The sequence below is a fragment of the Erwinia sp. Leaf53 genome (assembly GCF_001422605.1).
In the GTDB taxonomy this organism is placed as follows: Bacteria; Pseudomonadota; Gammaproteobacteria; order Enterobacterales; family Enterobacteriaceae; genus Erwinia.
Window position 1 is genome coordinate 92219 of the sequence record NZ_LMLK01000025.1, and the last position, 18059, is coordinate 110277.

The window sequence follows — 18059 nt, forward strand, 5'->3', positions numbered from 1 at the left end:
CGTTCTCCATCCCTGATAAGTGTCTCGCCCTCCCTGCGGATAGAAAGGCCCCCGCAGTCTGAAGAGCGCGGGGGCGTTTTCATTACCAGGAGTAATTGACGCCAACGTTAGCCTGCCATGGGCGCTCAATATCATTGCCCTTGGTATAGGTGAAGCTGGCGTAGCCGCCGACGTTTTGCATCAGCTTAACTTCAGCCCCGGTCCCAATCTGGAAGGCCGCGTTATCAATGCTGTTGTTGAAGGTATGGTTGTTGATTTTCATCTCATTGCTGTCAGCAAACTCGTTGATCGCCGCCAGGTGCAGATAGGGTTTAACGTAGCCCTGCTGAATTTCAAACGTGTAGCCCACATCGGCACCGATTTCGCCCTGCAGTGACTTATAGTCGTCCCCTTTCACCACCATGCCGTTATTCATGGTGTAGTGCATGCCGTCAAAGGTACGTCCGGTTGCTTTGATGTACGGGTCAGCAAAGAAGCCTTCGTACTGCCAGGCATAACCGATCTTCATCCCCAGGCCGTAGCCGTTGGTGGAGAAGTCTGAACGGGAACGCTGGCCGTCAAGCATGTGGGCGTCGCCACTGTTGCTGAAGTGGGTGAACTGCGCCGCGGTATCAACAAAAACACCGTTCTCAAAACGACGTGACAGGTAGAACTGCGCACCGTAGCTGTCGAGATCGCCGCTGCTGTTCATCACCTTAACGTCTGAACGGGCAGATGAGAATGCCAGGCCGCCCAGCCAGCTGCCGCCGCCTTTGGCGTCAAACAGGTTATCGACACCGACCATCACACCGTTGGTCCGCACATCGTAAGCGGCACCGGCGTTGGTTTTATTATCAGACTTGCCGCCGAAATAGCTGACCCACACGCCACCTTCATCCCTGGCGTGGCGTGACGCGTTGAAATGCTGGTTCAGCGCATCGCTCTCCTGCTCGGCAACGTTAACCTGTGACGCCGCCATGCTCAGCGCTGTGGCCGCGCTGTTCGACAGCTCACCGGTTTTTTTAAAGTACACGTTACGTTCGCCGTGCACGGTGTCGTTGCTGACATCCGCTGCCGCATACTGCCAGGCACCCAGTTCGGTTCTGCCGGTGAAGTGGGCATCGCTGCCCTTCTCCAGGTAGTTGACGAAGCTGTGCGGGCTGGTTTCACCCGGGCTCGCCACCAGGCCATTCAGCGCATGTGGCTCAACGCCCGAGCTGGCAACGCGCAGCTGGTAGTTACCCTGCGCCGTACCGCGCACCTGCATCGAGCCCCAGACATAGTCACCGCCAAGGTTGATCAACGGATCGACCACCGCTTTACCGATATTGATGACAGAACCCTGATACTGGCCTTTGGCGTCTTTATCCTGGGTCAGGTTGCCGTGCACGGTCACACGCGCGCTGCTCAGATCCTGATAACGTCCGCGATCGCCCAGCGTGGCGGTGCGTTCATCCAGGTTGACCAGGTTCAGCGTCGAGCCGGACAGGTTCAGGTCGTGCACGTGGCTCTGCACCAGGCCGCCCTTGCCGGTTGCCGCCGCGTTCCATACCGCGCCATTTTTCACGCTGAGATCGGGATTCATCGAGATCACCGCGCTGCCATCCGGCTGAGCGACGCGGGTAATGCCGCTGACGCTGCCATTCAGCGTGCTGTGATCCAGTGCCACGCTCACTGGCGTCCAGGCATTTCCGCTATTGGTGATTAGCGTCTGGTTGATGCTGTTGATCGCGTTGTTATAGATACCGTTCGCGCTCGGAGAGCCGCTGACCTCCTGCGGAGTAAGGATTACCACCGCCTTCGGATCGGTCACATCGGTGAGTTGCACCGCGTAAGCGGTATCGCCGCCGGCATAGATATTGCCGTTCACCACGCTGTTATTGGTGATATTCAGCGCGGTACCGTTATGGGTGCGGTCCAGCGGCGACGCACCGGCCACAGAGGCTCCGGTAGCCGTATAGTCGCCCGTTTTGGCATCCTTTTGCACGGTCACGTTGATCACCGGCTGATAGCCGTCGTGTAACACCTGCACATCACCGTTCAGGGTCGAGCTGTTGACGTCTACCCGGTTAGCATGGCCGTTAATTTTCAGTGCATAGCCGGCATTATTCACGCCACCGGTCAGCACCGAGTTATTTTTAACCGAGGCAAAAAGTCCGGAACCGCTGATAAAGACCGCGGTGGAATTTTTGTCGGCATCGTATCGATAGCTGCCGTCGTTTTTATAGCCTGGCCCCCTGTCGTGGTTATCACTACGAACGGCAGCCAGGTTCTGTGCGATAACCTGGGTATTATCCAGTATAATATTGGGCGCTGTGGCGACCTGATGAGTCAGTACCTGTTTCCCGGCAATAACCTTGCCGGCGCTATCCACACCGTAGTCCACGCTGTTGCTAATAATGCTCAGCCCGGTGGCAAAAGGACATTTCGAGTAGTCGTGCTCATCGCTAAATTTATGGCCGTTATTTTCCTTACCGGAGCCGGATGCACCCAGCCGCTCCGCATCGCTATTCAGCGTATTATCGATCAGGCTATTTTTAATCGTCAGCACATCCCGCGCACGATCGTTAATCGTATTTTCCTGCAGATTACCCTCTACAGCCACGGCTCCAACAAGATGATTGATGCTTTTCACCTGCGAGTAAATTTTTGCATCCTGCAGACCAAACTGACCACCACCCTGCGAAACAGGGTTGATAAAGACATCGGGATCCTGATCCAGCACCAGAGTTTTACTGACCGTCAGCGGGATTTTATGGCCGCTTTTATCTGTGACAAAATTACCTTTAGCATCTTTCTGATATTGAATGACGCCGCTGGCATCCCGCTGGTACAGAGTCACCGTTTGGGTCTTCTGGTAACGGGTATCTTTATTACCCATTTTCAGGCCGTTAACCATACCGACCGGTTGAGATGTTTTATCCGCACCAACCGCATGAACAAGCCGTTCACCGTGCAGGGCCCGTTGATAAGTTTCATTCAGAGGATAATTATCGTCTCCTTCAAGAGTCGGGTTGGCCGGGTCGAGGTAACCTGTGTAACCGCTGCTTTCCACCAGCGTTTTGAAACCGGCGGTATCGGTATTAATCGCCAACCAACCATCGCCCGCAGCTAAATTACCCTTCGGTGGCAGGTAACTCCCGCCAATCGCCACCATACCGCCACCGTTATACTCACCCTTCACGTTCTGACTCAGCTTAACCGTGTCCTGGGCCGCCGGTACGGCTTTTGCCAACGCCGCACCGCTAAAGCAAACCATTACCGATACGGTTAATGCATTCAATTTGAATTTTTTCTTGTTCATCACTGCCATTCCTTATTATCGAATAAAAACCAACAGCCCGCCTTCTCTGGCTGCCGTTTTCTATGAAAATATTCAGACGCGCTTACTACAGAAGTAAGGATTATTATTTCTGTCAATTAAAAAAACCTTAACGCCGAATTTACTCTTCTCAGGCTCCACCCCTTAAATTAAATAAAATTGAATGCAGTGAAGTTTGTTGATTGCAGGTATTCCCTGTAAAACAAAAAAAGATTATCGCCATGACAACCTAAATCAATCAGTAGGTTATTGCAGGGTGTGTCACAACAAATTTTACCCATTCCCACTTGCATTTCTATAAACTAAAAATGTCGCGAGATTTAAAATACATAATGGCGTTTTATTTAAAATAAAATATCGCATTAAAATATGGACTAAAATCCATTATTTTTTTCAGGTTGTCTTACGGTAATAACATTAGTGCAGCGTTTAACGGGTTGGCTTAATGCGCAGGCGGTGGGACGAAAACCGGGCAGGCTAACGGACAGGAGCACAGCAGGGGCAGCAGGTGAGTATCAGATAAACAGGTTTTTACGTACACAAGCAGTCAGGCCGACGGGGAGAGAGAAAGAGGCAGGCAGAGTGGGCCAAAAGCACCGCGCGATAAAAGCGATCGGGCAGCGCCTCCGGTCAGAAAAAAAGGACGGGGCGGGTGCCCCGTACGTTGTCAGTTTACAGCGCGAGCTCCGCGCGCAAGCTGGCCAGCAGCGGATCGCTGGCCGAAGGGCGTGAGAACAGCCCCAGCAGTGCCTGGGTGGTGGCGGTGATTTTCTCCGCCTGAGCCGCCGTGTAGTGGTCACTGCGGTAAGTCATCATCAGACGCAGCGATTTTTCACCGGCCTCCCACTCTTCCATGATCTCAAACTGCAGGCCGAGGATCGACTCACTCTTCTCGCCGTCCACCTGGCGCCAGGCAATCTGCCGGCCGTCCGGCAGCGTGAAGGCACCGTTCAACTTGATGCGCGAATGGATCTGGATAAACGCCTCAAACATATGCGCATCCTCGCGGGCGCCCTCACCCAGCAGCGCCTCTTCCACCATGTCGATCGGCACATCGGTGTGCGGCATTGAGTCGTTGATGGTGCTTTTCACCTGGGCTACCAGCGCGGCCAGCGTTGGCGCACGGTCAAAGCGCAGCCGGTGCGCTACCACGGTGGTGAAGTAGCCCACCGTGTCAAAGTAGCGTGCGTCGTTACGCCCGGAAGCCGAGGTTCCGATGACCATATCCGCCGGTCCGCCGAGGAAGTGCAGCGTGCTGGCGATACCGGCATAGACCACGTTAAACAGCGAGGCGCTGTGGCGCTTGCTCAGCGCATACAGGCCGGCGGTCACCTCCGACGGCAGGGTGAATTCCAGGTTGCTGCCAGAGAGATCGGTAGTGGTATCAATGATCTGGCTGTCTGCCGCCTGGCCGGAGAAGATCGGTTTACCCAGCGGCACGCCGCGCAGGGTCTCCAGCCAGTAGTTCAGATGCTGCTGGCCAAGGCCCGACTGATGCTGGCCGATGGCAAACTCATGGAACGGGATTGCCGCTTCCTGCCACTGCGGCAGACGGTCAGCGGCACGTGCCTGGTAGGCCTGCTGCAGATCGTCCATCATCAGGTTGAGCGACCATTCGTCCAGCACCATATGGTGGAACAGCAGCGACAGCAGCTGCTCGCCGCTGGCGGCGTCACGGGTAAAGCGCAGGCGCAGCGGCAGCTCGTGAGCCAGATCAAAGAGATGCGCAGCTTCCTGTTTCAGCAGCGTCGCGGCGGGTTTCTGTTCAGCGGCAGAAGGCCAGAACCAGCGATAGTTGCCCAGCTCAGCGGCCGGTACGATACGCTGGCGCACCCCCTCACCGGTGGTCATAAACAGCGTGCGCAGCCCGGCGTGACGCACCAGCACATCGTGCATCGCCTGATGCAGCAGCTCTTCATCGACCTCATCCACAAAACGCAGCACAAACGGCAGGTTGAAGATGTCGCCATAGCCCATCGCCGCGTAGATTTTCCACAGCGACTGCTGCGCCAGCGACAGCGGGGCAGACTTTTCATTAAAGGGCGTTACCGCCGTGGCCGCCGCAGCGGCGGCAGGCTGGTGCTGTTTCGCCTGGGCAGCCAGCGCCTGCGCGGTCGGGTAGCTGAACAGATCGTTAATGCTCACCTCAATCTGATGCAGGCTCAGCAGCCGGCCGATCACCCGGGTGGCAATCAGCGAGTGGCCGCCCTGGTCGAAGAAGTCATCTTCGGCGCGCATCTGCGGCATCGCCAGCGCGTCGCGGAATTCAGTGAGGATTGCCGTCACGATGGCGGCGTTATCAGCGGCTACCGGCGGGGCTTCCGCCGGAGAAGCGACGGCGGCCAGCGCCAGCGGCTGGCTGATGACGCCTGCAAGCGTCAGCGCAACGTGCTGACCGGAGGTCGCCAGGTCGCAACCCGCTGCCGCCGGACCGTTCAGCTGCGCGGGCTGCTGCTGATACGCCGCCGACAGCGCAGCGCTGAGCGCGTCCCACGACAGCTGCTCCGCCAGGATCTGGTGCGCAATCACGGCCAGAATCGCTTCGCCGGACGCCAGGCTGAACAGCATAAAGCGCACCGGCGAGGTATGGTGAAGATCGAACGCGCTGGCCTGCTGCAGCGTTACGGCGTCCAGCGCCTGCTGCACGCTGCTGGCCGGATGACGCGACACCGGCGGCAGCGCGGCGGCGTCGGTGGTTTTAATCAGGCCGCTGCGATCGTCAAAGCGGTAGCGCAGGCTGAAGCAGGGGTTGGCGGCAACCAGTGCCACCAGCCCGCGTTCCAGCTGGTTGAGATCCAGCGCAGCATCCAGCTGCCAGGCCAGCGCATGCTGCACCGGCGGGATCTGCTGCTGGTGGATAAACCACTCCTGCTGTTCAAAGTCACTTGGTTGGATGAGATCGCCGTTCACGTTGTTCTCCTGTTAGCGGCTGGTGCCAGCGGACTGGCCGGAAAAGAGGTCGGGGAGCGCAGGGCTCCCCGGGGGTCGGACGCGGTGTGTCAGAAGTTAAATTCGACGGTGGTACCGACTAAGCGATCGCGCAGCGTGATTGGCACGTTACGGTCGTTAGAGACGATGTTGGTAGAGTGATCGTTATCAAACAGGTTCTGCGCATACAGGGTGGCGCGACCATACTGGAAGGTCCATGCCAGCTGCGCATTTGAGGTCCAGAACGGCGATATGCGGCCGCGATTGTCGTTATCATAGGCGGAGTAGTAAGCGCCACTCCACTTAACGTTGCCGCTCAGTTCCCAGCCCGGGAACAGCATATACCTGGCACCCAGGTTAGCGGTGTAACCCGGGGCACGCGGCAGAGAGTTGCCCTCATTCAGGCTGCCGCTGAACTCTTTGATTTCCGTTTTCAGCAGGCCCACGCCGCCGTTCAGTTCGAAGTCAAAGGTCGGCTTCCATACCGCCCCCAGCTCAGCGCCATAGGTGACGACTTTATCCGCATTACGGATCACCGTCGAGCCCGATGCCAGACTGTATGGCAACTGCATATCTTTGTAATCGTTATAGAAGATGTTACTGGTCAAATCGAGGTTTGCCGCGTCGATATGATGACGGGAGTACAGCTCGTAGTTCCAGACGTATTCCGCACCATAACTGTAAGTAACGATCGGCGCGGCGAAGGTCACGCCCGCGCCACCTGCGTTATAACCGCGCGCGACTTTTGCACCGTAGGTCTGGCCCTCGGTCGGGTGCCAGGCCAGGTCCAGCTTAGGCAGGAACACATCGTATGTTTCATCAAAATCAACGGCGGATGCACTGCCAATACCGTAACGGCGACGGTGCTCACGCTCAATACGGCTGGAGCCGGTCAGCTCCCACTGTGGATTGAAGGCATACGTCAGCTCGGCGAACGCCGCTTGAGTTTGCGTTTCATCCCGGAAGTTGGCCCCACCGGCGAAGAACGAGGCGAGGTTCACAAACTCGTCCTGGCTGGCGCGGAAAAAGTTCAGCCCTGCCAGACCACGCCAGGTATTGTCATCTGTAGCAAAGTTCACCAGCGGCGAGGTCTGGAACTCGTGACCATCCACTTTGGCACTGACGCCACCCAGCGAATCGGCGATATGGTGACGATGCTGGTTGAAGTCGGTATAAATCATTTTGTTTGAGAGTTTCAGCTGCTCGGATTGCTCCCAGCTGATATCCCAGATGGTGCTGTTGTACTGGCTCTGGAACACCGCGCGGCGACGATCGTATCGGGCCACGTTCGGATTCGTTTCCGGACTCAGCGCTTCATTCTGTGGTGCCACGCTGTCGAAATGGTTAAACGTCAGCATGGTGCTGAGTTCACGCAGGGAAGACGGGTTATACAGCAGCTTCATACGCGCGGTGTTGGTTTCGATCTCTTTAACCTTGTGCGGATACGGCTCATAGTCAACCAGATCAACAAAGCTCAGACGACGCTGACGATCGGCGCTGACGCGGAAGGCCAGCTCATCCTCGACCAGCGGGCCGGAGACCATCGCCGCCATCTGTGAGCTGTGCTGGTTGCCCCAGCCGCCTTTTACCGCGCTCTCCCACTCAAAGGTCGGGTTACGGGTGGTCATGACCACCGCACCTGCGATGGCATTACGCCCCTGCACGTAGCTCTGCGGGCCAAGGAAGACTTCGGCACGATCCATATCCCACAGCGACTGGCTGCTGTAGGCCATTTCGTTGTAGCCAAGAGAACGGCCATCGACGGACATATTGATACGCGGACGGTTACCGGTGACAAACGCACCTGCACCCGTCGCCGGGCCGGAGCCGTCCAGGCCGCGCACGGTCGGCAGATCGTTACCCGGACCTACGTCGGTAATATTGGGGATCTGCTGCATGATGTCGCGGATTTCTACCGCGTGCGGCAGTGCGTCGATGGCGTTTTTATCAAAGACCTTCACGCTGGAGCCGGTGTCGTAAATTGAGCGGTTGGATTTCTCACCGGTGACGATCAGCGTGCCGTCCACCGGGGCTTTTTTATCCTGCTCTGCGGCGTCCGCCTGCTTAGCGTCGGTCGCGGCGGCGGTTTCCGCTGCTGCGGCACTGCCTGCGCCAAAAATGCACAGACTAATCAGCATTGATGAAACTGTTCTTTTGACCACCAGGCCTGCTGCCGGGTGTCCTTGAGCCTTTAAGCGCTCAGCCATGTGTCCTTCTCCTGTCCCAGATGCGCACTGCTTTTTGTTGTTTTGAAAGGTTAAAACGACAATATCATTCACATTACTAATGGCTTTACCGGCCATCATGGCCTGATTTACTGCATATCCCTGCTAATCCGCCAGAGCGTTACCGCCAGCTGATACCAAAACCATTGCGCACTGTGTGGCTTAGCGCATCGTCATGCCGCTTTTTCGGGGTAAGCGGCAGGAAGATGGTCTGGCAACAGAACGTAAAAATTCGTTAAGGAGGATAATGATTTGCACATGCTAATGCAAATCATTATCAGAGAGATTTCGGGGAAATTTTGAACTTCGCATGAAATGCCCGTTCTAACGGGCACTTATGTGAGTCAGATTTGTCGCGTGCGGGTCAGCAGCCACAGCAGATACAGGCCGCCGATGATGCCGGTCATGCGGCCAACCGGCACGGTCAGCCCGGCGGGCAGCAGCTGGATCAGCAGGTCGGCCAGCATCAGCAGGCAGGCCCCCATCAGCGCCGCGCCCATTACCGGGATGCCCTGGCTGCGGGTCAGGCGTACCACCAGCTGCGGTGCCGCCAGCGCCACAAAGGCGATCGGCCCGGTGGCGCTGGTGGCCACCGCGGCCAGCAGCACCCCGGCAAACAGCATCAGCGCGCGCATCCGCTCGACCGGAATACCCAGCTGGCTGGAGAGGTCGTCGCCCATCTCCATCATTTTCAGCCGCCGGGCGCCGATCAGTATCAGCGGCAGCAGCAGCACGAAGCCGGCCATCACCGGCAGCGCGTGATCCCAGCTGCGCGCGGCGGTGGTGCCCGCCAGCCACAGGTTGGCCGACACCGAGTTATCGAGATCGCCCTTGACCAGCAGCAGGCCGTTAAGGGCATGCAGGATCGCCCCGACGCCGATGCCGGTGAGGATCAGCTGATAGCCGCGCAGCGTGCCGTTCTGCCGCGCCAGCAGCCAGACCACCAGCGCGGTGAACAGCCCGCCGCACAGCGCCCACAGCACCACCTGCAGGGTGCCGCCGTCAAACAGCACGATCTGCAGCAGCGCGCCGCTGGCCGCGCCGGTGGTAAAGCCGATGATATCCGGCGAACCGAGCACGTTGCGCGAAATCGACTGAAACAGCGCGCCGGAGACCCCCAGCGCCGCGCCGACAAACAGCGCCACCAGCACCCGCGGCAGGCGGATATTGCGCACGATATGGTCGCGCATGCCGCCGTCGCCGTGGCCGCTTAACGCCGAAAACAGCTGGCCCGCGCTAATCGGCAGCCGCCCGACGGTCATTGCATAGCAGCCCATCACCAGCGCCAGCAGCAGCAGCGCGGCGCACACCGTCACGTTGCGCGCCGAATAGCGCAGTGACACTCCCCGCCAGCGCAGCACGCTGCCGGAAACCGTCCATTCCTGTTTCATGGCTGAACCCTCTTCCAGCGCCGTACCAGGCCGATAAACACCGGCCCGCCGAGCAGCGCCACCATAATGCCAACGCTGATCTCGCCGGGGTAACCGACCAGCCGCCCCAGCGTATCCGCCGCGACGATCAGCAGCGCCGACAGCAGCATCGCGTACGGCAGCAGCCAGCGGTGGTCGTTACCGGCGAAAGCGCGGGCGAAGTGCGGTGCGGTCAGGCCGATAAAGCCGATCGGTCCGGCCGCCGCGGTGGCCGCGCCGGACAGCAGCACGATCGCCAGCGCGGCCAGCAGCCAGACGCGCAGCGGATTGACCCCCAGCGATTTGCCGAGATCCACCCCCAGCGCCAGCGTGTCCAGCGCCGGGGCCAGCAGCAGCGCCAGCCCGATGCCCAGCGCCACCAGCAGCGTGGTCGGCAGCAGCACGTCGTAGCCGCGCCCCTGCAGCGAGCCCACCGCCCAGTGGCGGAAGCGATCGAAGATCGCCTCATCGCTGTTGACGGTAATCAGCGAGGTCAGCGCCAGCAGCACGATCGACAGCGCCGCCCCGGCCAGCACCATGCGTACCGGGTTATTGCCGCGCAGGCCGCCCAGCGCGCACACCGCAGCACCGGTCAGCGCCGCGCCGCCCAGCGCAAACCAGATGTACTGGTTGATATCCACCAGCCCGAGAAAGGCGATCGCCATCACGCAGGCCAGCGTCGCCCCGGCGTTGACCCCGAGAATGCCCGGATCGGCCAGCGGGTTGCGGGTCAGCGCCTGCATCACCGTTCCTGCCGCGCCGAGCGCGATGCCAACCACCAGCCCCAGCAGCGCGCGCGGCAGGCGCAGGTAGTGCACCAGCAGATGCTCGCTGTTACGGCCGTCAACCTGCCACAGCGCCTGCCAGGTGACCGATGGTGCGATCGGCCGCGAGCCGATAAAGACGCTGCCCAGCGCCAGCAGCAGCAGCAGGATCAGGCCGCAGAGAAATCCCGCGCGGCGCAGCCGGGCGGGCAGGATCGGGGTCATTGCGCGCCGTTTTCCGCAGGCTTAGCGAAGTTTTTCACCACGTCGCGCACGATCTCGTTCGCGCTGTAATAATCCACGCGGAACGAGTTAATCCCGAGGCTATAGACCCGCCTGCTCTTCACCGACGGCAGATTGGCCAGCATCGGATCGTGCAGGAAAGCGTCCACACGCTCCTGCGGCGCGCGCAGCAGGAAGCTGGTTTCGGCGGTGAGCTGGGTCAGGTTTTCATAGGTGGCCCAGACAAAATCATTCTGCGCCTTGATGGTGGTCTGCCAGGCCGGGTTCGGGTCTTCCATGGTGAAACCGAGGGACGCCAGCAGGCGGCTGTGCACGCCGCGCGCGGTGGCGATCGGGTTAGGGATACCGGCACCGTTGAAGCTGATGATATTGGCTTTGCCCGGCGGCACGCTGATTTTAGCGCGCGCCTGCTGCACGGTCTGGTCAAATTCGGCAATTCGCGCTGCCGCGTTCTGCTCGTGGCCGGTGGCGACGCCCAGCTTCTCTGCCAGCTTCTGCCAGGTCTGGCCGCCGTAGTCGACGACGATGGTCGGGGCGATTTTACGGAACTCCGCCAGCTGCGCCTTCGCCGAGTCGGCCCCGCCGGTGGAGACCACGATCAGGTCCGGTGCCACCGCATAGGCCTGCTCCAGATCGACGCTGCCGGCCGGCCACAGTTTCTCCAGCTTTTTGGCCTTCGCCACGCTGTCCCACTGCGCATACCAGTCGTTGTTCGAGCCGGTGGCGCTGCCCGCCAGCGGCGCGTCAATCGCCAGCAGCGTGCCGGTGACGGTCACCGAAGTGGAGAGCACCCGCTTTGGCTGCGCCGGAATGCTGGTGGTGGTGCCGTCGGCATTTTTAAACTCACGTGGCCAGCCTTCTGCCGCCTGCGCCTGCCCCTGGAACGCCAGCAGCAGCAGCGCCAGCGGCATAATAAACCGCGATAACAGATTAGTCTTACTCATATTTCCCTTCGCTCTTCAGGGTTAATCCATGCAGCGCCGCAGCCCTGCTCCATTGCGAAATCCTCAAACGACGGGCAGTATATTCCCCGAGCAACGCGACAACAACAGCAGTATTTGCAAGGATATAAGGAGAGTGCAATGGGTCACAACAGGCAGTTATGCGTAGGATTATCACTGGCCGTCACCTGGCTGACGGGCAACGGCTGGCGCCGTAACGACAGTAACGTGGAAGGAATTTACTCAAGCGAATTTTATCTTGATCTCGCGCGTCGCGCCGAAGCGGCGAAAATGGATTTCCTGTTCCGCCCGGACGCCATGTGGCTGTCCCGCCAGGGCGCAGTGGAGTCGCCGCACTTCAGCAGCGTCGATCCGACCCTGCTGATGGCCTCGATCGCCAGCCAGACAAGCCATATCGGCCTGGTCTCTACCGCCTCCACCACCTTCATGACGCCGTTCCTGGTGGCGCGCCAGTTCCAGTCGCTGAACCAGCTGAGCCGCGGCCGCGCGGGCTGGAACGTGGTCACCTCGCTGGCCGGGAATCTCAACTTTGGCCTCAGCGAGATGCCGCCGTCCGAACAGCGCTATGCGCAGGCACGCGAATTTGTTGAGGTGGTGCGCAAGCTGTGGGCCAGCTACCCGAGCGACGCGGTACGCATCGATCGCGAGGCGGCGATTTACGCCGACTTCGACAGGCTGCAGCCGATCGACCACGCTGGCGAGTACTTCAGCGTCGAGGGCCCGCTAAACGTGCCGGCGTGGAACGGCCCGCGCATTCCGCTGTTCCAGGCCGGTGCCTCCGATACCGGGCGTGACTTCGCCGCCAGCACCGCCGATGCGATCTTTGCCGCCACCCCGGACCTGGCCGCCGGCGTGGAGCTGCGTAACGATCTGCGCCGCCGTGCGGTGGCCCACGGCCGCCAGGCCGACGATATCCGCCTGATCCCCGGCGTCAGCCTGTACCTGGCCAACACCCGCGAAGAGGCGCGCGAACTCTACCGCGCCACCCACGCCGGGCTGAACCCGGAGCGCACTTACGCCCGCGCCAGCGAGCTGCTGGGGATTAACCTGCGCGAGCTGTCGCCGGACCAGCGTATCACCCCGGAGATGCTGCCGCCGCCGGGCAAGGTCTTCAGCCAGACCCACGCCATCCTGCTGCGTCGCCTGATCGAACGCGATCAGCCGCTGCTCAGCGATCTGATGACCCGCCCGGAAGTGGTCGGCTCCGCCTACTGGCAGGTGATCGGCACGGTGGAGGACGCGGTAAGCGAGATCCGCCGGCACCACGAGGCCGGCGCGCTGGACGGCTTTATCGCCTGCCCTGGCGGTTCACCGGGCAGTATGGATCTGACGCTGGCGGAGCTGATGCCGCGCCTGAGCGAAGAGGGGCTGCTGCGCAGCGAATACACCAGCAGCACGCTGGGCGGCCATCTCGGTATCGAATAAGTTCAGGTGGTTTAAGGGGATTCTTATTTGGCATGAATGTAATAAGAATCATTTTCATTTAGTTTCGTATTAGCATATATTCGGGCAGTCTTCGTCACTTAATCATGAGGGAATCTGATGAAAGCGCTGACTGCCATGCAAGCCGCCTCCTGGGTTGGCCGGCAATCTGAACCGCATCTCGGGGGCGTTGCCGCCCATCTTTACGCCGAATTCGACGGCCACGCGCTGGACGCCGGCCGGCTGCGGCAGGCGGTGGAGGCGCTGTATCAGGTTCACCCGATGCTGCGCCTGCGCATTAACGCCGACGGCCAGCAGCATACCGACGGCCCGCTGCCCGCCACCCTGCTGCGGGTGGACGACCTGCGCGCCGCTACCCCCACAGAATGTGAAGCCTTTCTTGCCGAACGCCGCCTGCACGGCAACACGCGCCTGCCCGATCTGACCGCGGGCGAGGCCTGTGAGATCGGCCTGACGCAATTATCCGACGATCGCAGCCGTTTACACGTCGGCCTTGATATGATCGCCGGCGATGCCGAAAGTTTCCGCCTGCTGGTGGAGGATCTGGCGCGCTTTTATCATCATCCCCGGCTGGCGATCGCCGCCACGGAGAACCGCTTTTTCCACTGGCTGGAACAGCACCAGCAGGCGACAAACCTGCAGCAGCGCGACCGCGATCGCGACTGGTGGCGGGCACGTCTGCCATCGATTCCCCCGGCGCCGCCGGTGCCGATTCAGGACGCCCGCTGCCATATCGACCGGCTGGCGGTCAGGCTCGACGCACAGCAGAAGCAGGCGTTAACCGCGCTGGCGCGGCAACAGCATCTGACCCTCAGCGCGCTGTTCCTCGCGCTGTTTGCCGCCACGCTGGCCGAAGGCTGGGCGCTGCCGCGCTTCCGCCTCAACGTGCCGTTGTTCCATCGTGACGACTACGGCAGCAAAAATGACGACATCATCGGCGATTTCACCAATCTGCTGATCTTCAATGCCGAGCCCGATCCGGCAGCCAGCGTGGTGCAGTACGGCCAGCAGGTGATGGCGCAGCTGGGCGAGCTGATTAGCCACGCCGCCTGGCCGGGGGTGAACGTGATGCGCGATCTGTCGCGCCATCACGGCAGCCTGCAGTTCTCGCCGGTGGTGTTTACCGCCGGTTTTGGCATCGACGGTGACGAACTCTGGTCTGAGCAGGTGCAGCGCACCTTCGGCAGCATGAACTGGGTGATCTCCCAGGGGCCGCAGGTGGCGCTGGACGCCCAGGTGGCGACCTGCGACGGCGGCATTCTGATCAACTGGGACCTGCGCCGGGATGCGTTCCCTGCAGGCAGTATCGACGGCCTGTTCGATCGCTACCACCAGCTGCTCAGCCAGCTGGCGGCCGAACCTGAACGCGCTACGCAGCCGCTGGCCGCGCTGCTGCCGGGGCTGGGTGACGATCGGGCGGCAGATGCAAACGGTGCTGCGGCGGCGGGCCGGGCGGCCTTATCCTCAGCCAGTCACGCCGGCGGTAACGCGGCACAGGGTTCAGACGGACACCCCGGCGGCAACGGTGCGCACGGCTCAGCCGGTGGAGCGGCCAGCAGCGGCAATACGGCCGGACTGGCACAGCCCGGTGCGGCGCGGGCGATGGCGACACCCTCCGGCGTGAGCGGCCGGCCAGCGGCAGCCGACGGCAGCACGCCGCTGACCCCGCTGCAGCAGGCCTACCTGATGGGCCGCAGCGAGCTGTGGTCGCTGGGCGGCGTGGCGATGCACGAATTCCGCGAATACCGCGGCCACGCCGATCCGGCGGCGTTACGCGCCCGGCTGGAGCAGCTGGTGGCGCACTACGCCGCGCTGCGCACCTGCATTGACAGCGACCGCCTGACCCAGCGCGTGCTGCCTGCGGCAGAGGCGCGGCTGCAGGTGGTGGATCTGCGCCATCTTGAGCGTGCGGCGGCCCTGGCGCAGGTCGATACCCTCCGTGAACAGCACTCGCACAACCGTCACGATCCGGCGCAGCCGCCGTACGGCATCGTGCTGGTGCAGCTGGCGGACGGGCCGTTTGATACGGTGATTTTCACCAGCTTTGACGCGCTGATCCTCGACGGCGAGGGCATTTCAGCCATCATCACCCGGCTGTTTGACGACGCGCCGCTGGCTGCTGCTGCCACACCGGCAACCGTCGCAGCGCCGCCGGTGGACGCGGCAAAACGGCTGGCGGATCAGCACTACTGGCAGCAGAAGCTGCAGGACGTCAGCTCGCCGTCGCGGCTGCCGTGGAGCGCGCCGCTGGAGTCGATCCGCCGCTCGCGCTACCGCCGCCAGACCCTGACCGTCTCACGCGAGCAGCTGAAGGCGCTGTCGAAAGTCGGCTCGGCGCAGAAGCTGTTCCGCAACACCACCCTGTCGGCGATTATCCTCGATACGCTGGCGCTGTGGACGCCGGACGGCGAGATCTGCGTCGGCGTGCCGGTGGCCTTCCCGGCGGCGGGCGGCAACCTGACCAACGCCTCGACCTTTATCGTCGCCCCGTGGCGGCGCGATGCCGCTGCCCCGCTGCTGGCACAGGCGGCGGCGTTCCAGCAGGATCTGCTGACCTCACTGGATCATCTGGCGTTCTCCGGCGTCGATCTCTCCAGGCTGCTGCTGAATAAAGAGAGCAGCGCGCCGGGGCTGCCGGTTATCCTGACCAACTGCCTGTCGTGGACCAACCTGCCCGCCGATGCGCCGGTGCGTTTCCACGACGGCCTGACGCAGACGCCGCAGGTGGCGATGGATATCCGCCTGAATCTCGATCAGCACAAAAACCTGCTGCTGAATATCGACTACGCCGAGCAGGCGCTGGATGACGCGATGATTACCGCGCTGCTCGCCGCCATTGGCGAACGCGTGCAGCGGCTGTGCAGCGGCCAGCCCGCCGACCTCGCCGCCGAATTCCTGCCGTGCGATCACTACCGCCATAACGGCGATGAGCAGCAGGTGGCGGCGTATCCGTTCCTCGCGGTGCTGGCCGGTAACCTGTTCGGCGGCCAGCTGAATAACACCGCGCTGATCTGCGGCGAACGCCGCTACAGCTACCTGCAGCTGGGGGAGGCGGTGCATACCGCCATCAGCCAGCTGCAGCAGCGCGACGTGCAGCCCGGCGAAGTGATTGCCCTCCACCTGCCGCGCGGCCCGGAGATGATCATCAGCCAGCTGGCCTGCGCACTGCTGGGGGCGGTCTGGCTGCCGATCGACATCAACTCGCCGCCGGAGCGCCGCCACTATCTGCTGGAGAACAGCCAGCCGCGCTGGGTGGTCAGCCAGGATATCAGCGGGCTGGCCAACGGCATCACCCCGCAGCAGCTGCTGACGCCGGTGGCGGAGCACGGCCACTGTCCGGGGGCCGCAGAGCTGATCGCCCGCAGCCGCAGCAGCGAACCGGCCTACTTCCTCTACACCTCCGGCACCACCGGCAGGCCGAAGTGCGTGGTGCTGAACAACCGCGCCACCGCCAACGTGCTGGCACACACGATCCAACGCTGGCAGGTGACGGCGGAGGACGTGCTGATCTCGGTAACGCCGCCGCACCACGATATGTCGCTGTTCGACCTGTTCGGCGCGCTGTGCAGCGGTGCGACGCTGGTGCTGCCGGCGGCGGACCAGGAGAAGGACGCCATTGCCTGGAACCGGCTGGTGGAGCAGCACCGCGTCAGCCTGTGGTGCTCGGTGCCGGCGATTCTGGAGATGCTGCTGGCCTGTAAAGCGGAAGGCGGCCTTAAGTCGCTGCGGCTGATTGCCCAGGGCGGTGACTATATTAAACCGGCCACGGTGGCCACCCTGCGCACCCTGCCCGGCCAGCCGCGCCTGTTCTCGCTCGGCGGGCCGACGGAGACCACCATCTGGAGCATCTGGCATGAGATTGAAGCCGGTGATACCGGCCAGGTGCCGTACGGCCAGCCGCTGCCGGGGGTGCAGTACTTTATCTGCAACGAGCAGGGCGAGCACTGCCCGCCGGGCGTCACCGGACGCATCCATACCGCCGGGGCCGGGCTGGCGCTGGGCTATCTGGAGGCAGGGCAGCTGATGCAGCACGACTTTGTCGAGGTGACGACGCCGCAGGGTGAATCGGTGCGGGCGTTTAAAACCGGGGATGAAGGGTACTACCGTACGGACGGCACCATTATGTTTGCCAGCCGCATCAACGGTTACGTGAAGATCCGCGGCATCCGCGTGTCGCTGCCGGAGGTGGAAGAGGCGCTGAAGCAGCACCCGGCGATCCGCGATCTGGTGGTGGTCGACTTTATGGCTGAGGCGCGCAGCGAAGCCAGCCTCGGCCTGATGTACCTGACGCGGGACGACCGGCCGCTGACGCAGAGCGCCCTGCGGGACTTTGCCGCGCGCTTCCTGCCGGCCAGCCATATCCCGACCCGGCTGATCCACGCCACCGCGCTGCCGCTCTCCAGCAACGGCAAAACCGATCGCCATCAGATCCGCCAGCAGTGCATCGCCGCCGCCCCGGCCGCCACCGGTGAAACGCCGCTGCAGAAGGTGCTGAGCATCTGTCAGCAGCATGCTGGCGCCAGCGCCGCATGGGATGAGAACAGCGTGTTTATCAGCATGGGGATGAAGCTGCCGCAGATGCAGGCGATCGCCGCCGATATCAATCAGGCGTTCGGCCGCCAGCTGGCGACCCTGGCACTGATTAAGTGTCGGACGCCGAAGGAGGTGGTGGCGCTGGTGACGGAGTAACGGGGTACACAGCAGACGCTTAAGCGCGTCTGCTGCCTGCACCGTGGCACGGTTTAAACAGGCCGGATAACCCTTTCCGGCCTGATGCCCATTAT

Annotated in this window: 8 protein-coding genes; 2 read left to right on the forward strand and 6 right to left on the reverse strand. The window is 61.7% G+C overall.

Features of this window, described 5'->3' with window-relative positions; translation table 11 throughout:
* Nucleotides 1-82: 82 nt before the first annotated feature.
* The 6 genes from ASF13_RS20225 to fepB form a co-directional block, all read right to left on the reverse strand.
* Nucleotides 83-3283 carry an autotransporter outer membrane beta-barrel domain-containing protein gene (locus ASF13_RS20225; RefSeq protein ID WP_056240802.1) on the reverse strand — a complete coding sequence of 1067 codons (3201 nt, stop codon included), beginning with the start codon at nt 3281-3283 and terminating at the stop codon, nt 83-85.
* 690 nt (nt 3284-3973) lie between these two features.
* Nucleotides 3974-6211 carry a condensation domain-containing protein gene (locus ASF13_RS20230; RefSeq protein WP_056240805.1) on the reverse strand — a complete coding sequence of 746 codons (2238 nt, stop codon included), beginning with the start codon at nt 6209-6211 and terminating at the stop codon, nt 3974-3976.
* Between the two features lie 89 nt (nt 6212-6300).
* Complete coding sequence (locus tag ASF13_RS20235) at nt 6301-8436, reverse strand: TonB-dependent receptor (protein WP_056240809.1); 2136 nt, start codon at nt 8434-8436, stop codon at nt 6301-6303.
* 362 nt (nt 8437-8798) lie between these two features.
* Nucleotides 8799-9845 carry an iron chelate uptake ABC transporter family permease subunit gene (locus ASF13_RS20240; RefSeq protein ID WP_056240812.1) on the reverse strand — a complete coding sequence of 349 codons (1047 nt, stop codon included), beginning with the start codon at nt 9843-9845 and terminating at the stop codon, nt 8799-8801.
* Nucleotides 9842-10852, reverse strand: a complete 1011-nt coding sequence (locus ASF13_RS20245) for an iron ABC transporter permease (protein ID WP_056240815.1) — start codon at nt 10850-10852, stop codon at nt 9842-9844. Before ASF13_RS20245 ends, ASF13_RS20240 begins: the two co-directional genes overlap by 4 nt.
* A complete protein-coding gene (gene fepB / locus ASF13_RS20250; protein ID WP_082502394.1) occupies nt 10849-11814 on the reverse strand; it encodes a Fe2+-enterobactin ABC transporter substrate-binding protein in 966 nt (321 codons plus the stop codon). Before fepB ends, ASF13_RS20245 begins: the two co-directional genes overlap by 4 nt.
* Before the next feature lie 138 nt (nt 11815-11952).
* Between fepB and ASF13_RS20255 the strand changes: the two genes are divergently transcribed.
* Nucleotides 11953-13257, forward strand: a complete 1305-nt coding sequence (locus ASF13_RS20255; RefSeq protein ID WP_056240817.1) for an NtaA/DmoA family FMN-dependent monooxygenase — start codon at nt 11953-11955, stop codon at nt 13255-13257.
* 117 nt (nt 13258-13374) lie between these two features.
* Nucleotides 13375-17964, forward strand: a complete 4590-nt coding sequence (locus ASF13_RS20260; protein WP_082502395.1) for an amino acid adenylation domain-containing protein — start codon at nt 13375-13377, stop codon at nt 17962-17964.
* The last annotated feature ends 95 nt before the right edge of the window (nt 17965-18059 follow it).